Annotated in this window: 17 protein-coding genes; 9 read left to right on the top strand and 8 right to left on the bottom strand. The window is 72.9% G+C overall.

The features are described 5' to 3' along the window. Positions 1-116: 116 nt before the first annotated feature. Positions 117-878 carry an enoyl-CoA hydratase-related protein gene (locus ABZ809_RS08460; RefSeq protein WP_357561799.1) on the top strand — a complete coding sequence of 254 codons (762 nt, stop codon included), beginning with the start codon at positions 117-119 and terminating at the stop codon, positions 876-878. Positions 879-882: 4 nt separating this feature from the next. Here the strand turns inward: ABZ809_RS08460 and ABZ809_RS08455 are convergent, their stop codons facing one another. Both ABZ809_RS08455 and ABZ809_RS08450 read right to left on the bottom strand, forming a co-directional pair. After that, the gene (locus ABZ809_RS08455; RefSeq protein ID WP_357561798.1) at positions 883-1,698 is read right to left on the bottom strand and encodes a sugar phosphate isomerase/epimerase family protein; all 816 of its coding nucleotides are present in this window, start codon (positions 1,696-1,698) and stop codon (positions 883-885) included. Positions 1,699-1,733: 35 nt separating this feature from the next. Next, the gene (locus tag ABZ809_RS08450) at positions 1,734-2,690 is read right to left on the bottom strand and encodes an SDR family oxidoreductase (RefSeq protein WP_357561797.1); all 957 of its coding nucleotides are present in this window, start codon (positions 2,688-2,690) and stop codon (positions 1,734-1,736) included. 194 nt (positions 2,691-2,884) lie between these two features. On the opposite strand from ABZ809_RS08450, the gene ABZ809_RS08445 reads away from it, so the two are divergent. The 3 genes from ABZ809_RS08445 (at position 2,885) to lepB (ending at position 5,519) form a co-directional block, all read left to right on the top strand. Then, on the top strand, positions 2,885-3,490 hold the full coding sequence (locus ABZ809_RS08445; RefSeq protein WP_357561796.1) for a TetR/AcrR family transcriptional regulator: 606 nt from the start codon (positions 2,885-2,887) through the stop codon (positions 3,488-3,490). Then, on the top strand, positions 3,487-4,563 hold the full coding sequence (locus ABZ809_RS08440) for a phosphotransferase family protein (RefSeq protein ID WP_357561795.1): 1,077 nt from the start codon (positions 3,487-3,489) through the stop codon (positions 4,561-4,563). Before ABZ809_RS08445 ends, ABZ809_RS08440 begins: the two co-directional genes overlap by 4 nt. A 434-nt stretch (positions 4,564-4,997) precedes the next feature. After that, the gene (gene lepB / locus ABZ809_RS08435; protein WP_357561794.1) at positions 4,998-5,519 is read left to right on the top strand and encodes a signal peptidase I; all 522 of its coding nucleotides are present in this window, start codon (positions 4,998-5,000) and stop codon (positions 5,517-5,519) included. 90 nt (positions 5,520-5,609) lie between these two features. Here lepB and ABZ809_RS08430 read toward each other — a convergent pair whose 3' ends face one another. From ABZ809_RS08430 to ABZ809_RS08420, 3 genes are all read right to left on the bottom strand, one after another. Next, entirely contained in the window at positions 5,610-6,275 is a 666-nt protein-coding gene (locus ABZ809_RS08430) for a Type 1 glutamine amidotransferase-like domain-containing protein (RefSeq protein WP_357561793.1), read from the bottom strand. A 127-nt stretch (positions 6,276-6,402) separates the two neighbouring features. Beyond that, positions 6,403-7,623 carry an acetyl-CoA C-acetyltransferase gene (locus ABZ809_RS08425; RefSeq protein ID WP_357561792.1) on the bottom strand — a complete coding sequence of 407 codons (1,221 nt, stop codon included), beginning with the start codon at positions 7,621-7,623 and terminating at the stop codon, positions 6,403-6,405. 50 nt (positions 7,624-7,673) lie between these two features. Beyond that, on the bottom strand, positions 7,674-9,311 hold the full coding sequence (locus ABZ809_RS08420) for an AMP-binding protein (protein ID WP_357561827.1): 1,638 nt from the start codon (positions 9,309-9,311) through the stop codon (positions 7,674-7,676). A gap of 181 nt (positions 9,312-9,492) precedes the next feature. Here ABZ809_RS08420 and ABZ809_RS08415 point away from each other — a divergent pair, with 181 nt between their 5' ends. Together ABZ809_RS08415 and ABZ809_RS08410 are read left to right on the top strand one after the other, a co-directional pair. Continuing rightward, positions 9,493-10,644 carry an acetyl-CoA C-acetyltransferase gene (locus ABZ809_RS08415; RefSeq protein WP_357561791.1) on the top strand — a complete coding sequence of 384 codons (1,152 nt, stop codon included), beginning with the start codon at positions 9,493-9,495 and terminating at the stop codon, positions 10,642-10,644. Further along, positions 10,644-11,450 (top strand): SDR family oxidoreductase, encoded by an 807-nt coding sequence (locus tag ABZ809_RS08410; RefSeq protein WP_357561790.1) that lies wholly within the window; start codon positions 10,644-10,646, stop codon positions 11,448-11,450. Before ABZ809_RS08415 ends, ABZ809_RS08410 begins: the two co-directional genes overlap by 1 nt. A gap of 77 nt (positions 11,451-11,527) precedes the next feature. Here the strand turns inward: ABZ809_RS08410 and ABZ809_RS08405 are convergent, their stop codons facing one another. From ABZ809_RS08405 to ABZ809_RS08395, 3 genes are read right to left on the bottom strand one after another with little or no spacing between them, the layout of a single operon-like run. Continuing rightward, on the bottom strand, positions 11,528-12,673 hold the full coding sequence (locus ABZ809_RS08405; RefSeq protein ID WP_357561789.1) for an acyl-CoA dehydrogenase family protein: 1,146 nt from the start codon (positions 12,671-12,673) through the stop codon (positions 11,528-11,530). A 10-nt stretch (positions 12,674-12,683) separates the two neighbouring features. Continuing rightward, entirely contained in the window at positions 12,684-13,832 is a 1,149-nt protein-coding gene (locus tag ABZ809_RS08400; protein ID WP_357561826.1) for an acyl-CoA dehydrogenase family protein, read from the bottom strand. A gap of 37 nt (positions 13,833-13,869) precedes the next feature. After that, entirely contained in the window at positions 13,870-14,754 is an 885-nt protein-coding gene (locus ABZ809_RS08395) for an SDR family oxidoreductase (RefSeq protein ID WP_357561788.1), read from the bottom strand. Positions 14,755-14,847: 93 nt separating this feature from the next. Between ABZ809_RS08395 and ABZ809_RS08390 the strand changes: the two genes are divergently transcribed. From ABZ809_RS08390 to ABZ809_RS08380, 3 genes are read left to right on the top strand one after another with little or no spacing between them, the layout of a single operon-like run. Further along, on the top strand, positions 14,848-16,083 hold the full coding sequence (locus ABZ809_RS08390; protein ID WP_357561787.1) for an MFS transporter: 1,236 nt from the start codon (positions 14,848-14,850) through the stop codon (positions 16,081-16,083). Between the two features lie 56 nt (positions 16,084-16,139). After that, positions 16,140-16,961 carry an SDR family oxidoreductase gene (locus tag ABZ809_RS08385; protein WP_357561786.1) on the top strand — a complete coding sequence of 274 codons (822 nt, stop codon included), beginning with the start codon at positions 16,140-16,142 and terminating at the stop codon, positions 16,959-16,961. Further along, positions 16,954-17,511 carry a nuclear transport factor 2 family protein gene (locus ABZ809_RS08380; protein ID WP_357561785.1) on the top strand — a complete coding sequence of 186 codons (558 nt, stop codon included), beginning with the start codon at positions 16,954-16,956 and terminating at the stop codon, positions 17,509-17,511. The genes ABZ809_RS08385 and ABZ809_RS08380 overlap by 8 nt, the downstream gene beginning before the upstream one ends. Positions 17,512-17,521: the final 10 nt, after the last annotated feature.

Genomic DNA, 17,521 nt, shown 5'->3' with positions numbered 1-17,521 from the left:
AAGGCGAGTCGCGTGCCGGGCATTCGCGGCCGGGCCATCACGTAGCAAGCGCTTGGTTGGTAGACTAACAGCCATCGGGATCGGGTCAAGACCCTGACGCGCAGGAGGGTGGGACGATGGGCACGGTGGTGTGCGACCGCGTCGACGCGGTGGGTGTCATCAGGATCAACCGGCCGCAGGTGCGTAACGCCCTCGACCCCGACACCCTCCTGGCGATGACCGACGCCCTGCTCGGCTACGACGCGGACCCGGGCGTACGCGCGGTCGTGCTGACCGGGACCGGCGAGCTGTCCTTCAGCGCCGGGATGGACCTGCGTGCCGCAGCCGAGGGTCGCCTGGTCGACGTGGCCCGCAGTCCGCTGACGCTGCTGCGCGGCGGCTACCGCAAGCCGGTCATCGCCGCGGTCAACGGGCCCGCCGTCGGCGGCGGCTTCGAGCTCGCCCTCGCCTGCGACCTCGTCGTCGCGGCCGAGCACGCCTACTTCGCGCTGCCCGAGGTGGGGCGCGGCATCGCCGCCTCCGAGGGCGGCACCGACCTGCCCCGTCGCCTGCCGGTGGCCGTCGCCCTCGAGCTCGGGCTGACGACCGACCCGCTTCCGGCGGCCCGGGCTCACGAGCTGGGCCTGGTCAACGCCGTGGTCCCCGCCGGCGAGGTCCTCCCGCGCGCGCTCGCGCTCGGCGCCCGGATCGCGACCCACTCGCCGGCGGCGGTGCTGGCGACCAAGCGGCTCATGCACCTCAGCCTGGACCCCCGCGCGGGCGACCTCGCCGCGGTCAACCGACTCGCGACCCTCGAACTGCTGGCCGGGCCGGACGCCGCCGAGGGCGCCGCCGCGTTCGTCGCCAGGCGCGCGCCGCGGTGGGCGGACGTGCCCTGAGCGCTCAGGGACGTGCCGCCGCGATCTGCTCGCGCAACCACGTGATCGAGCGGGTCACCGCCGACTCGGCCCCCTCGGCCTCGATGGCCGGGCCGATCAGCTCGACGTCGACGATGCCGGCGTAGCCGGCCCGCAGCACGCTCCCCAGCAGGCCGGCAATCGGCAGGTCGGCGTCCCCGGGCACCCACCGGTTCGGGAAGGTCGAGGTGCCGACCCGGAAGTCGGACACCTGCAGGATCTCGATCTGCCCGACCCGCTCGCGGACCAGGTCGGTCAGGCCGCGCTCCTGCCAGCAGCAGTAGAGGTCGAGGCAGATGCCGACGCCACAGAGGTCGGCCAGGGCGAGGGCGTCCCGCGCGGTGTGCGTGAAGCTGAGATCGCACCTGACCGGCAGGGTGTTCTCCACGCCGAGGCGCACCCCGTGCTCACGGGCGGTGGCCACCACCGGGGTGATCCGCTCGGCGAACCGGTCAGCCGCCTCCTCCCACGTCAGGTGCGCCGAGGGGCCCGACGTGAGGTAGACGAGGTCGGCCCCGAGCGTACGGGCGTCGACGACGCCGGTCTGCAGCGCCGCGACCTGCTGTGCCCAGCCCGGCTCGTCGTCCGGATGGGCGGTGAAGCTGTGCACGAGGTAGCCGAGCCGTACGTCGTGCTCGGCGAGCAGGTCGCCGACGGCCGGCACGCCGAAGGCGGCCACCTTGCCGCACTGCAGGCCGACGAGTTCGGTGCCGGTACGCCGGTACATCGCGATCTCCCCGGGCAGGGCCCAGGACATCGCGGCCATGCCGCTGACGCAGAGCGGGTTGATCGTGGCGGACATCGGGCCCCTGTCGGGTTCGGGTGTCGGACGTCGGGTCAGTCGAGGTATTCGATGCGCACCCGGCGTACCCCGAGGGGCGCCAGGTGCGGCCGCAGCCGCGCCGTGACGGCCTCGGCGATCCGCTCCGGGGTCCACGACGCGTGCCGCAGCACGGGGTCGGCGAGCGCCGGGTGGGTCGTCAGCATGAGCTCGGGACCGTTGGAGCGCAGCACCTGGCCGGTGAGCTCGGCGCTGAGGTCCGAGAGCAGATAGAGCAGCAGCGGCACGTTGACCTCGGGCGCGATCCCCGCGTTCTGCCCGCTCGGGGCACCGCGGAACTGCTCGAGCACCTCGGCCATCCGGGTCTGCGCGTTCGGGGAGATCGCGTTGACGCGGATCCCGGCCTCGGCGAGCTCGGCCGCCCACGCGTAGGTGAGCGTGGCGATCGCGGCCTTCGTCGCCCCGTACACGGCCGTCTCGGCACGGCCCATCTGCTCGCCCGAGGTGACGTTGACCAGGACCCCGTGGCCCTGGGTGCGCATCGCCGCGATCGCGGCGTCGCCCCAGGCGACAGTGCCGAGCACGTTGACCTCGAGCATCCGGCGCACCGTGGCCTCGGACTCGGTGCCGGCGTGCGCCATGGCGAAGACGCCGGCGTTGTTGACGAGGCCGTCGAGCTGGCCGTGCTCGGCGAGGCAGTCACGCACGAGGTCGTGCGCGGTCGCCCAGTCCGCGACGTCGGCGACCCTGATCGAGCCGCGGCCGCCAGCCGCCGCGAGCTGCCCGCCGAGCCGCTCGAGTCCCTGCTCGTCGACGTCGACGGCGACCACGTGGGCCCCGGCCGCGGCGATGCCGCGCGCGTACGCCGCCCCCAACCCGTTGGCGGCGCCGGTGACGATGACGACGCGGCCGGCCAGCAGGCCGTCCCCCTCGTCAGGGCTGGCGACGGGTGGACGAACGGGTTCGCGGCCGGGCAGGACGGTGGGGATCGGACCGGTCCTCGGGTCGGACATGCGGGCAGCCCCTTTCGGCGGATCGGGTCCGGAGCGTGGACCCACGTAGCCTAACGAGCGCTTGGTTGGCCGTACGATAGGCGCCGCGCCCCCTCCGGTCAAGGAAGATCCTCGACTCCACCATCCGCAGGCGGTGTCGAGTGGTATAAACAAGCGCTTGGCCGACAACGCTCGAGGAACCGGGAGCATCCCAGATGACGACGACCCAGGACCGCCGCTCGGTCATCCTCGACAACGCCGCGCACCTGTTCGCCGCCAAGGGGATCGGCGCCACGACCGTCCGCGAGATCGCCGACTCGGTCGGCATCCTCTCGGGCAGCCTCTACCACCACTTCAAGTCCAAGGACGAGATGGTCGACGCGATCATCTCGGACTACCTGACCGACCTGACCGACCGCTACGCCAAGGTGCTGGCGTCCGGGGAGAGCCCGGCGGCCCAGCTACGCAAGCTCGTGACGAGCTCGCTGGCCAACATCGAGGCCCACCCGCACGCGACCGAGATCTACCAGAACTCGAGCACCTACCTGCCCACGATCGCGGGCTACGAGCACATCCGCGAGTCGGCCACGTCGATCCAGCGGGCCTGGATCCAGGTGCTGGAAGCCGGCATCGCCAGCGGCGACTTCCGCAGCGACATCCCGGTGCGCGTGCTGCACGGCATGCTGCGTGACTCGCTGTGGCTCTCGGTCCGCTGGTTCAAGCCGACCCCGTCGTACTCCTTGGCGACCTTCGCCGACGATCTCGTCTCGGTGTACCTCGACGGGATTCTCGCCCGCGGCGAGGAGGAGGCGCTCCCATGACGGCAGCAGGTCACGCCCGGACCGGTCCGACCCCGAGCGGCACGCCCCGACCCGCCGGGCTCCCGGCGGGGGTCGACGCCTGGCTCGGCCGCGCCGTGCCCGAGCTGCAGGGGGACCTGCGACACGAACTCATCGCCGGGGGGCGCTCCAACCTCACCTACCGGACCACCGACGCGGCCGGCCACGTCGTCGTGCTGCGACGCCCACCGCTCGGGGACCACCCGGCCACCGCGCACGACGTACTGCGCGAGGCGCGGATCCTGCGCGGGCTGCACGGCCACCTTCCGGCACCGCGAGTGCTCGCCGTCGAGGAGACGGGCGAGGTGGCCGGCGCCCCTCTCGTCGTGCTCGAACACCTCGACGGCACGATCCTGCGCAGCCCCGCCGACGTCGAGCGGCTCACCACCGAGGCCGACCGCGCGCTCATCGGTCCCACGATCGTCGACGCCCTCGTGGCCCTGCACGGGCTGGAGCCGGAGGTCATCGGGCTCGGGGACCTGGCCCGTCGCCGCGACTACCTCACCCGCCAGCTCGGGCGCTGGCACGGGAACTGGCGCCGGACCAGGATCCGAGACCTGCCCGACCTGCAGACCGCGTACGAGCATCTCGTGGCCGCGGCTCCCGAGCAGTCCCGCTCGGGGATCGTGCACGGGGACTTCCGCCTCGACAACTGCATGCTCGACTCCCGGTGGCGGGTGCAGGGCGTGCTCGACTGGGAGCTGACCACGGTCGGAGACCCCCTGGCCGACGTCGGCCAACTGCTCGTCTACTGGGCGCAGGCCGACGACGAGGCCCGTGCGCTGCACGACCCGGCCACGGTCCTGCCCGGCTTCTCGAGCCGGGACGAGCTGCTCGCCCGGTACTGCCTCGCCACCGGCACCGACCTGGCCCGGATCGACTACTTCGTCGCCTACAACTGGTGGAAGACCGCGTGCATCGTCGAGGGCGTGCACACCAGGGTCGCGCAGGGCGCGATGAGCGGTGGCGACCGCACCGCGGCCTCGTTCGCCGAGCAGTCGGCCGCCGTCGCCGGCCGGGCCGCGTCCCTCGCGGCGGCGCTGCGTCGGCGCTGACCCGCGCCGGCCACGGACCCGTCCACCCCGGCACCTCCGACCCCATCCCGGGCCGCCAGTGAGAGTCGATGGGGAGGTGGGTCGTTGCCGGCGGCGAGGCGGTGCGGTGCCGGGTCAGTCGCGCTGTCGAGCTGCCCCTACGGGCGGGGCAGGGGTGTGACCGCCGGCCGGTCGCACGCGTGGGGCAGCTCGACAGCGTCGTGCCGACTCTGCGGACGCCGGTCCCGTCACCCGCGGCGGGCCGGCGAACTGGGCATCCTGCCGCCGGCCGGGCAGCCCGATCCTGCACGGCGGGCAACTGCCGGCGAGGCTCCTGGCCTCTGGGCCGTCACGCGGATCGCGGCATGACAGCGCATGTGACCTTGGGGCAGCGATGCCGGGGCACCGCGCCCGGCGGACCGCACGGCACCGCTGCTTCTGGCAGGATCCGTCGGATGCGCAGACTGATGGTGCTCTTTCTCGTGATGGCTGTTGCCGGCTGCGGCGACGGTGACGCCACCGAGACGGGAGCCACCGAACAGTTCACCCAGGGCGGCGTCAGTATGGCGCCGACGGTCAAGGCCGGCCAGGTTGTCACCACACGAACAGTCACCGGCACGTACGAGGCACGGCGCGGCGACGTCGTCCTGTTCCGTTCCCCCGGCGGTCTCTGGGGTGACGGTGAGGCGCCGCTGCTCAAACGCGTCGTCGCGGTTGGCGGCGAAACCATCGCCTGCTGCGATACCTCCGGCATGGTGACGGTCGACGGCAAGCCACTGGCCGAGCCGTATGTGGCTGAGGACGCGTCGCTCGACGAGCCGCCGAACCCGAACTACTGCGGGCCGCGCAGGTTCGCCGCGGTCACCGTGCCGGCCGGCTCCGTCTTCGTCATGGGCGATAGCCGCGCCCGGTCGAACGACTCCCGGTGTGCCGGGCCGGTGCCGGTGTCGTCGGTGTTCGCCGTAATGGTCGACTGACGGCGCACCTGACACTCGCCACGGACTGACCGAGGTGGCCGACGGTGAGCGCTCGGACGGCGGCAGATCCGGATGGCCGCCGAGTGGCAATTACCCGAATTTTGTCCAATGCCCTTCAGAAATCACCTCGACGGAGCCGTCGACGACCTTGATGGCCGTCTGTTCGTCGATGGCGTAGGCAGGGACGCCTATGTCGGCCGCCCACCGCTCGGCGTCGGCCAGGGTGTTCGTGGGGAAGAGGTTCAGGTGCGGGAAGATCGAGAAGTCGACGACTCCCAAAGCTCGGTCGTCCGGCGCCGACGGCCATTCGACGAAGTACGACCCGATCCGGGGTGTCATCACCATGCTTCCCGCGCTCACCCCCACCCAGACGGTGTCGGGCAGCGAGGGCAGCAGATCGGCCAGCCCGGACTCTCGCATCCAGTGACACAGGTACGTCGCGTCGCCACCGTCGACCAGCAGCACATCGGTCTCCCGGACCCATGGAATCCATCGCTCCGCGCCGATGCCGGGCAGCGCCGTGAGCTCGAGGACACCGAGCGAAGCCCAGCCCAGGCCGGACAGGTACCGCCAATCGGAAGCGGGGTCGGCGGCCAGGAAGCCCTGCACCGATGCCGGTCCACACATCGGGTGACCCCACTGCGCTGTCGGAACGCAGAGGGCCCGACACTCGGAGACCGGCTTACCGAGAAGCTGCACGAGCGCCGAGTGGATGCTTGGGTTCGTCACACCGCCGGACGTCAGCAGAAGCTTCACGGCACCTCCAAGGAGTTGAACGCGCTCGACGGGCAGGCGGCCCGAGCCGGGACACATCGTAGGTCGAACGCCTGCCCCTGACGTCCGTGAGATCGCTGCGGCGAATACCGCATCCGGTCCCACCTCGCTAGGAGAGCCGCTCGATGACCATCGCCATGCCCTGGCCGCCGGCCGTGCACATCGTCTCGAGACCGAACTGGCCGTCGCGGGCCCGCAGCCCGTTGATGAGCGTCGTCGTCATCCGCGCTCCGGTCTGGCCGAACGGGTGGCCCAGGGCGATCGCGCCACCGTGGACGTTGACCCGTTCGGGATTCGCCTTGAGGTCCCAGATCGAGGGGACGACCTGCGCGGCGAACGCCTCGTTGAGCTCGACGAGATCGATGTCGGCCATCGAGAGCTTGGCCAGCGCGAGGGCCTGCTTCGAGGCCTCGACCGGGCCGAGCCCCATGATCTCCGGCGAGATCGCCGAGACGCCCGTGGACAGGATCCGGGCCAGCGGCGTGACGCCGAGTTCGGCGGCCCTGCGGGCGGACATGACGACGAGGGCGGCCGCGCCGTCGTTGAGCGGGCAGCAGTTGCCCGCGGTCACCGTACCGTCGGGCCGGAAGACCGGCTTGAGGCCGGAGAGCGACTCGACGGTCACCCCGGCGCGGGGTCCGTCGTCGGTGGCCACGACGGTGCCGTCGGCGAGGGTCACCGGCGTGATGTCGGTGGCGAAGAAGCCCGACTCGATCGCGGCCTGGGCCCGCTGCTGGCTCGTGGCGGCCCACTCGTCCTGCTCGGCGCGGCTCACCCCGCGGTGGCTCGCGACGTTCTCGGCGGTCTCGCCCATCGCGACGTAGACGTCGGGCAGCTCGCCCGCGTCGCGCGGGTCGGTCCACGGGCCGGCGCCACCCTGGGCGCGGGCGGCGGTGCGCTCCCCCGCCGCGGCGAAGATCGGGTTCTTCGTGTCCGGCATGCCGTCGGACTTGCCGGCGGCGAAGTGCGAGACGACCTCGACCCCGGCGGAGACGAGCACGTCCGCCTCACCGGCACGGATGGCGTGCAGCGCCATCCGGGTCGTCTGCAGGCTCGAGGCGCAGTAGCGCTGCACCGTCGTCCCGGGGACCCGGTCGAGCCCGAGCTCGACGGCGACGACGCGCCCGAGGCCCCAGCCCTGCTCGCCGGCCGGCTGCGCGCAGCCGAGCATGAGGTCGTCGATCTGGGTCGGGTCGAGCGACGGCACCTGGGCCAGGGCCGCCTGGACCGTCTGGGCGGCCAGGTCGTCGGCCCGCATCGAGGCCAACGACCCCTTGAAGGCCCGGCCGATCGGCGAGCGTGCCGCGGCGACGATGACTGCGTCCTGCATGGTGTCCTCCGATTTTCGGGCCGGTGCCCGTGACGGCGGTGCCGTCGGTGTCAGGTCTGGTCGGGGGTGTCGGGTCTGCTGGCCCCGGTGAGCTTGAACTTCTGGATCTTTCCGCTCGGGGTCCGGGGCAGGGTCGGAACGACGCTGAAGCTGCGGGGGCGCTTGAAGTTGGCCAGCCGGTCCCGGCACCACGCCTCGAGCTCGTCGACGAGCACCGACTCGTCCCCACCCCAGTCGGGAACGGTCTGCACGAAGGCGCTGCCGACCTCGCCCATCCGCACGTCGGGGACCCCGACGACGGCGGCGTCGGAGACCGCGGGGTGCTCGCACAGCACGCGCTCGACCTCGGCGGGATAGACGTTGAAGCCCCCGACCATGTAGACGTCCTTGATCCGGTCGGTGATGCGCAGGTAGCCGTCCTCGTCGACCCAGCCGACGTCACCGGTGTGCAGCCAGCCGTCCTCGTCGATGGCCTGTGCGGTGGCGACCGGGTCCTCGAAGTAGCCCAGCATCACGTTGTAGCCACGCACGAGGACCTCGCCGGACTCACCGGCCGGCAGCGCCCGTCCGTCGAGACCGGCGATCCGCAGCTCGGTGCCCGGGATCGCCCGTCCACAGCTGGTCGAGATCCGCTCGATGTCGGCGTCGGGCGGACACACGGTCGCGGTGCCGCAGGTCTCGGTCAGACCGTAGGCGGTGATGACGTCGCGGAAGCCGAGTTCCTCGCGCATCCGGTGCAGCAGCGGCACCGGCACGATCGTGGCCCCGGTGACCGCCAGGCGCACCGAACTGACGTCGTACGCGCCGAAGTCGGGGTGCTCGAGCAGGGAGGTGTAGACGGTGGGCGCGCCGGGGAAGACGGTGACGCGTTCCCGCTCGACGAGACGCAGTACGGCCTCGACGTCGAACACGGCGACCGGGATGATCGTGGCGCGCATGAGCAGGCAGGCGAGGATGCCGGCCCGGTAGCCGAAGCTGTGGAAGAACGGGTTGACCATGAGGTAGCGGTCGCCGCGCCGCAGCCCGACGAGCCGGGCCCACTGCAGGTCGACGCGCAGGTTCGAGGCGTGCGAGACCATCGCGCCCTTGGGGTAGCCGGTGGTGCCCGAGGTGAACAGGATGTCGGCCATGCCCGCGGGGTCGAGGGCGGCGATCCGTCCGTCGACGACGGCGGGGTCGACCTCGTCGGCCAGCGCGGTGAAGCCGGCCAGGGACCACACGCCGTCACCGGCCTGCTCGCGGTCGGCGGTGGCGGACAGGTCGACGACGGTACGCACCGAGGGCAGCAGCGGCACGGGGCGCCCGACGGCCGGTGGTGGCCCGTCGCCGCGCAGCGCGGCCAGGTAGTTGGCGCGCAGGAAGGTGTCGTCGAGGATGACCATCGTGGCCCGGACCTTGGCGATGGCGTACCGCGCCTCCGCTCCCCGGAAGCGGGTGTTGACGGGGCAGAGCACGCCACCGGCGGCCAGTACGCCGAGGGCGCTGACGACCCAGTCGGCGCTGTTCGGGGCCCAGACGACGACGCGGTCCCCCGGCTCGAGGCCGTGCGCGACCGCGGCCCGGGCGAACCGGGTGACGGCCGCGTCGAGTTCTGCGAAGGTCATCCGTACGTCACCGTCGACCAGGGCCTCGATCTCGGCGGCGTCCTGCGCGGCCCGCCGTAGCAGGGCGGGGATCGTGGTCAACACGTCACTCACGCACATCTCCTCACGCGGAGCCGGTCACTTGTCTGGCGCGGATCACAGACTACCAACCAAGCGCTTGCTAGACTAGCGTGGCAACGGCGGCTACACCGTCAGCGAGCCGCGCAGACTCGACCGATCCGACGTCCGGCACCGACCGGCGAGGCATCCGCAGGAAGGGAACCCGGTGGCAGAGGCATACATCGTGGACGCCGTCCGCACTCCCGTCACGCGCCGCGGTGGCGCGCTCGCGGGCATCCACTCCGCTGACCTGGGCGCCGCCGCGCTCACCAGCCTCATGAGTTCCTCGGGGGTCGACCCCGACGCCGTCGAGGACGTCGTGTTCGGCTGCGTCGACACCATCGGCTCACAGGCAGGTGACATCGCCCGGACCGCCTGGCTCGCCGGCGGCCTCCCGCAGCACGTACCCGGGGTCACCGTCGACCGGCAGTGCGGCTCGAGCCAGCAGGCGGTGCACTTCGCAGCCCAGGCGGTCATGGCCGGAGTCAACGACGTCGTCGTGGCCGGAGGCGTGCAGAACATGAGCGCCATCCCCATCTCGGCCGCGATGCTCACCGGTCAGCAGTACGGCTTCGACAACCCCTTCTCCGGGTCCAGCGGCTGGCGCGAGCGCTACGGCGACGAGGAGATCTCGCAGTTCCGCTCGGCCGAGATGATCGCCGGGAAGTGGGACATCAGCCGGGAGGACATGGAGCGCTTCGCCCTGCGCAGCCACGAGCGGGCCCTGCGGGCCATCGCCGAGGGCCGCTTCACCCGCGAGATCCGCGCCGTCGGCGACGTCGACACCGACACCTGTCCGCGCGCCGACACGAGCCTGGAGAAGATGGCCGGTCTCCACCCGCTCACCCCGGGCGGCCGGGTCACCGCCGCCGCGGCGAGCCAGCTCTGCGACGGCGCGGCCGCCCTGCTCGTGATGAGCGAGCGGGCCGTGGCCGAGCACGGGGTGACCCCGCGCGCCCGGATCCACCACCTGTCGGTACGCGGCGACGACCCGGTGTGGATGCTCACCGCCCCGATCCCGGCCACCGCCCACGCGCTCGGGCGCACCGGGCTGTCGATCGAGGACATCGACCTGTTCGAGGTCAACGAGGCGTTCGCCTCGGTCGTGCTCGCCTGGATCAGGGAGACGGGGGCCGACCCGGAGCGGGTCAACGTCAACGGCGGCGCGATCGCCCTGGGCCACCCGCTCGGCGCCACCGGCGCCCGGCTCATGACCACCCTGCTGCACGAACTCGAACGCACCGGCGGCCGCTACGGCCTGCAGGTGATGTGCGAGGGCGGCGGCCAGGCCAACGTGACGATCATCGAGAGGCTCTGATGCCGCAGTCCCCCACCACGCCTGAGGGCGTCGACCTGACCGGCCAGGTCGCCATCGTCACCGGAGGCACCCGTGGCATCGGCGCCGAGATCACCCGCGCCTTCCTCAGGGCCGGGGCGCGGGTGCTCGTGTGCGGCCGCAACGAGCCCGAGCGGCTACCCGAGGTCGACGGACGCACGCCCGACTTCGTCCAGTCGGACGTGCGCGACCCGGAACAGGCCAGGGCCCTCGTCGCCGCGGCGGTGGACCGGTTCGGCCGGCTCGACATCCTGGTCAACAACGCCGGTGGCGCGCCGAGCGCCGACACCGCGACGGTCTCCCCCCGCTTCGTCTCGGCGATCGTCACGCTCAACCTGCTCGCCCCGTTCTACGTCGCCCAGCAGGCCAACGAGGTCATGCAGCGGCAGGGCAACGGGACGATCATCAACATCGGCTCGGTCGCCGGGACCAACCCGGCCCCGGACACCGCCGCGTACGCCGCCGCCAAGGCTGGCCTGACGATGCTGACCCGGTGCCTCGGGCTCGACTTCGCGCCAGCCGTGCGGGTCAACCAGGTGACGGTGGGTCTCGTGCAGACCGAACTGTCGCACCTCTACTACGGCGACGAGGCGGGACAGGACCGCGTGGCCCGGACGATCCCCATGCGGCGGATGGCCACCCCGGCCGACATCGCCGCGGCCTGCCTGCTGCTCGCCTCGCCGCTGGCCGGCTACGTCACCGGCACGGAGATCGTCGTCGCCGGTGGCGGTGAGATCCCGGCGCGGCACCTGGCCGCCCAGCCGCCCGGCACCGGTCCGCTCGGCTGAGCCCGCCGGGCACGTACGACAGCGGGGTCCGCACCGGCCGGTGCGGACCCCTTCGTCATGCGCTGTCGGCGGGCGGTTCAGAGACCGGCGAGCGCTGCCACCTCGGCGCGAACCGCCGCCGGGGAACCGGCCAGCAGCTGGGCCGACTTGCCGCGCTTGAAGAACAGGTGGGCGTCGTGCTCGAAGGTGAACCCGATGCCGCCGTGCAACTGGATCGCCTCGGCGGCGACGGTCATCAGCGTGTCGGTGCACACGAGCTTGGCCAGTGCCGCGTCGTGCGAGCGGGTGGCGGCCCCGGTGCGCAGTGTCGTGACGAGGTGGTCGGCCGTGGCCCGCGCTCCGGCGACCGCCACGGCGAGGTCGGCGCAGCGGTGCTTGAGGGCCTGGAACGACCCGATCGGGCGGCCGAACTGCTCGCGGACCTTGAGGTACTCGACGGTGCGGTCGAGGCAGGCGCGGGCGGCGGCAGCCGACTCCAGCGCGAGCATGGCGCGCACGTGGTCGAGCAGCACCCGGGCCCCCTCGCCGCCGGGGGCGTCGACCCGGGTGGCGGCGGCCTCGCGGAGGTGCACCGTGCTCAGCCGCCGGGTCTGGTCGAGCGTCATGTGCGTCCGCACGTCCACCCCGTCGGCGGCCAGGTCGACGGCGTGGACGCCGAGCTCGCCGTCTCCGTCCCGGGCGGTGACGAGGACGACCCGGGCGGCTTCGACTCCGGCGACGAGGGTCTTGGTACCGGTCAGCGCCCACTCGTCCCCGGTGCCGGTGGCCCGGGTCGCGGTCTGCCCGAGGTCCCAGCCCGCGCCGTCCTCGGCGAGGGCACTGGCCAGGGTCAGCTGTTCGGCCACGACGCGCGCCAGCAGGGGCTCGGCGCTCGGGCCGAGGGCGCGGGCGGCGAGGATCGCGGTGAGGCTCGTCGCGAGCGCGCCGGGCACGAGCCGGGCCCCGAGCTCCTCGATGACGGCGGTCGCGGCGGACACGTCGAGGCCGAGCCCGCCGAGGTGCTCCGGCACGACGAGGCCGAGCAGGCCCAGCTCGGCCGTGAGCAACTCGTGCAGCCGCGGGTCGTGGCCCTGCGCCCCGACCATGAGCTCGTGGGTGCGGCGCAGGTCAGCCTGCTCGTCGAGCACCTCGGCGACGGAGGCGCGGACCTGGGCCACCTCCTCGGCCGCCTCGGGCGGCAACGCCTCGGCCACGGGCGGGGGGCCGGCGCTCGCTTCGGTCATCGTCCTCACCTCATCGGGGCAGACCGAGCAGGCGCTCGGCGATGATGTTGCGCTGGATCTCGTTGGAGCCGCCGTAGATCGTGTTGGCGCGGCTGAAGAGGAAGTGGGTCTGGGCGTCGTCCAGCTCGTACCCGGGCCCGGTGAGCAGCGCCCCGGCGCCCTCGACGTCGACCGCGAGCTCGCCCAGCGAGCGGTTCCACGTGGCCCACTGCAGCTTGGAGATCGACGCCTCCAGGCCGGACAGCCCCGCACCGGCGGACGCGAGCAGCCGCACCGCCGAGTGCCGCATCACCTCGAGCCCGATGTAGGCCTCGACGAGGCGGTCGCGCAGCGCCGGCTCCTGCCAGGCGCCGTTCTCGTGGGCCCGGGCGATGACGGCGTCGAGACGCCGACGGAAGCCGATCTGCTGGCCGAGGGTGGACACGCCGCGCTCGAAGCCCAGGGTGCCCATGGCGACCTTCCAGCCCTCGCCCTCGGCGCCGACGCGGTGCTCGACGGCGGCGACGGCCCCGTCGAAGAAGACCTCGTTGAACTCGCTCGTGCCGGTCAGCTGGGTGATCGGGCGCACCGTGACGCCGGGCTGGTCCATCGGCACGAGCAGGTAGGACAGGCCCGCGTGCCGGGTCGAGTCGGGGTCGGTGCGGCACAGCACGAAGCACCAGTCGGCCAGGTGCGCGAGCGAGGTCCACACCTTCTGCCCGGTGATGACGTAGCTGTCGCCCCGGCGTTCGGCGCGGGTGCGTACCCCGGCGAGGTCCGAGCCGGCGTCGGGCTCGGAGTAGCCCTGACACCAGATGTCCTCGCCGCTGGTGATGCCGGGCAGGAACCGCGCCTTCTGCTCCGGGGTGCCGAACGCCAGCAGTGTCGGGCCGAGTAGCTGCTCGGACATGTGCCCGAGCCGCCCGGGGGCGCCGGCACGGGCGTACTCCTCGTGGTAGATGACCTGCTGGGCCAGGGTCGCGGGGCGACCGCCGTACTCGGTGGGCCAGCCGAGGCCGATCCAGCCGGCCCGGCCCAGGTGGCGTTCCCACTCGCGGCGCAGTTCGTGCGCCTCGTGCTCGCGTCCCTCGCCGCCAGTGCCGACGGCCTCGGCGAACGGCCCGGTGAGGGCGTCGTGGAGCCAGCCGCGGATCTCGGCCCGGAACTGCTCGTCGCTCACCGGCGCGCCGGTGGCCTGCGCCGCGTCCGTAGCCATGTCAGGCGCCGTAGACGGGGGTCGGCGGCGCGGAGCGGGCGACGAGGTCGGCGATCGCGGCGGTGAGTTCCTCCGGCTTCCACCGCTCGCCCCTGGTGGCGGCCAGCCCGTGGCGCCAGCCGTCGGCGAGCGAGACCTCGCCGCCGGCTACCTCGAAGACGGCTCCGGTGACGGCCTGCGCGGCGTCGGAACCGAGCCAGACCACGAGGGGGGAGACGTTGGCCGGGTCCATCGCGTCGAAGCCCGTCTCGGGGGCGGCCATCGCCTCGGCGAAGACGGCCTCGGTCATCGGGGTACGGGCCGAGGGGGCGATCGCGTTGACGACGATGCCGTAGCGGGCCCACTCGACGGCCGCGATCCGGGTCAGGGCGGCGATCCCGGCCTTGGCGGCGCCGTAGTTGCCCTGCCCGACGCTGCCCATGAGCCCGGCGCCGGAGGACGTGTTGACGACGCGCGCGGCGACCTGGCGGCCGGCCTTGGCCTCGTCGCGCCAGTAGGCGGCGGCGTGGCGCATCGGGACGAAGTGGCCCTTGAGGTCGACCCGCAGGACGGAGTCCCACTCCTGCTCGCTCATGTTGACAAGCATCCGGTCGCGGTTGATGCCGGCGTTGTTGACGAGGGTGTGCAGCCCGCCGAAGGTCTCGACGGTCTCACGCACGAGGCGCTCCCCGTAGGCCCAGTCGCTGACGTCGCCGGTGCTGACGACCGCGCGACCGCCCGCTGCGCGGATCTCGTCGACGACGGCCTGGGCCGCCTCCCGGCTGCTCTCGATGTCGTTGACGACGACGTCGGCGCCCTGCCGGGCGTACTCGAGGGCGTGGACCCGGCCCAGCCCCTGTCCCGCACCGGTAACGATCACCGTTCGTCCTACGCAGAAGCCGCTCACGACACGCCCTTTCACTCGTGGTGCGGCCAGAAAACCACATCCGGCACTGGCGATGCAAGCAAGCGCTTGGTAGGGTGCCGGAAACGACAAAGGATGGCGAACGACGTGACGATGTTCTCGGCCCTGCGATTCCGAGACTTCCGCTTCGTGCTCCTGACCCTGGTGCTGTCCCAGGCCGGCTACTGGGGCTGCAACATCGCCTTCCAGTCGGTGCTCACCGAGGTCGACGGCACCCCGGCGACGATGGGCGCGCTCTTCTTCTGCCTGCTCGTGCCGTTCACGCTCTTCTCCATCCCGGCCGGGGTGCTGGCCGACGCGTACGACCGGCGGCGGCTGCAGATCGGCGTGCTCCTGTCGATCAGCGCCCTGGCCGGGATCTGCGCGGCGACGGTCGCGGCCGGGATCGTCGACCTGCCCGTGCTGCTCACGCTCGCCTTCCTCGCCGGCACCGGGATCAGCTTCCTGTCCCCGGTGACCCAGGCCCTCGTGGCCAACACCGTCCCGGCCGAGGCGCTCGGCCACGCCGTCCCGATCCAGGCCGCCGGGCTCAACCTCGCCCGTTCGATCGGCCCCGCGGTCGCCGGGCTGATCCTCGTGCCCTGGGGACCGCTGGGCACGTTCGTGATGTACGCGGCGCTCAGCCTCGCCGCGGTCGCCGCCGCGATCGCGGTCCGCACCCGTCGCGTCCCGCCGGCCACCCCCGCGGTCCGCGAGAGCCTGGCCGCGCAGGTCCGCGCCGGCATCCGGCACGCCCGGGAGCGGCCCCCGGCCGCGCTCTGCCTGGTCATCGTCGGGGTCAACGCGTTCTTCGGGTGCGCCTTCACGACCCAGCTCGCCGTCCGGGCAGCCTCGACCTCGGACCACCCGGACACGGTCTTCCCCATGCTCGTGGCCCTGACCGGGCTGGGCTCGTTCCTCGGGGTCCTCGTCGTGGCCCGGCTCTCCGGGCGCGTCGCCACCGTGTGGCACGCCGCGGTCACCCTCGGCCTGCTCGCCGTGAGCACCGCACTGCTCGGGGTGGCGACGACAGTGCCCGTGCTCGCGGGGGCCGCGCTGCTGTGCGGCTCGTTCAGCATCGGCGCCATGGTGATCCTGCAGACGGTCGTCCAGCGGGTCGTCGACGACGCGCAGCGCGGCCGGGCGATGAGCCTCTACTTCCTCGGCTGGGGCGGCATGCCGTTCGGTGCCCTCCTGCTCGGCGGGCTGAGCACGTGGTTCGGCTCCGCGACCGCCTTCCTGCTGTACGCCGCCGCGTGCCTGGCGACGGCGGCCACGGTGCTCGTGCGGTTGCGCCGCGGGGGCGGCGACCCCCTGCTGTCCGCGACATGACCGCCCGGCCCCTCCTGCCTCCTGCTGACCCCACCGCCCCCTTCCAGGAGTTCGTCGTGACCGACCAGTCCTCTCCGACCACACCCGCGGCGGCGCTGCCCGTGCCCGCCGACTTCGCCCACCGCACCGGTGTCGCGCTCGTCACCGGCGGCAGCGGTGGCATCGGCCGGGTCGTCGCCCTCGAGCTGGCCCGCCGGGGCTCGGCGGTGGCGATCACCTACCGCAGCAACGCGGAGGCGGCCCGGCAGGTGCTCGACGAACTGCCGCCCGTCGCGTCCGGCACGCACTCGGCGCACCAGCTCGACCTCACCGACGCCGGGGCCACCGTCGCGCTCGTGACCGAACTCGTCGGAAGCCGCGGTCCGCTGCACACGATCGTGCACGCGGCCGGGCCGCACGTGCCCATGCGGCACCTGTCGACGGTGAGCCCCGGACAGTTCGCCACGCAGGTGGCCAACGACACGACCGCCTTCTTCACGCTGGTCTCGGCCTGCCTGCCGGCCCTGCGGGAGAGCCGCGGCAACGTCGTGGCGATCACGACCGCGGCGACGGCGCGCTACCCCGTCCGCGACGGCCTCTCCGCCGCGCCGAAGGCGGCGGTCGAGGCGCTCGTACGGGCCTTCGCCAACGAGGAGGGCCGCTTCGGCATCCGGTTCAACTGCGTCGGGCCGGGCATGCTCACCGACGGGATGGCCGAACGGCTCATCTCCTCGGGGGACCTCGACGAACGCGCCCTGGCCGTCGCCCGGTCCTCGACCCCGCTGCGGCGGTTCGGTGCCGCCCTCGACGTCGCCGAGGCCGCCTGCTTCCTGGCCAGCGACCGGGCCAACTTCGTCACCGGGCAGAAGCTGGACGTCGACGGGGGCTTCGGTGTCTGAGCAGCCCCGGTCCGTACCGTCCGGCTCGGTCGGGCTGGACGCGCTGCTCGCCGAGCGGGCCGTCGAGCGGGCCCTGCTGCGCTACGCGCGCGGGGTCGACCGGATGGACCGGAACCTCGCCGCGAGCGCCTTCCACCCGGACGCCCGGATCACCCTCGGCGGAACCGTGGCCGACCGGGACACGACGCTGGACGTGGTCTTCGCGCTCGTGGCGCGGCGCACCATGACGATGCACTACCTGACGAACGTCCTGGTCGAGCTCGACCCGGCCGACCCGGACCGGGCCCGGGCCGAGACGTACGGCATCGCGTTGCAGCGCAGCGCGTCGGAGCCGCCGCACGGCAACATCGTGAGCGGGTTCCGCTACGTCGACCTCGTCACCCGGCGCGCGGGCGAGTGGCGGGTGCAGGAACGTCTGACTGTCTCGGAGTGGCAGCGGGTCGACGACCTCGCCGGACAGTGGCCGCTCCCCGAGGCCTCGCTGCGAGGAGCCCGCGACGGGTCCGACCCGGTCAGCCGCCCGTGGCCGCCCGACGGCCCGGGTGCCTAGCCACCGGATC

The sequence above is a fragment of the Micromonospora sp. NPDC047074 genome, from assembly GCF_040643815.1.
Lineage (GTDB): Bacteria > Actinomycetota > Actinomycetes > Mycobacteriales > Micromonosporaceae > Micromonospora.
Note: the sequence above shows the minus strand (reverse complement) of the source record. Positions and strands in the feature narration are given on the sequence as shown.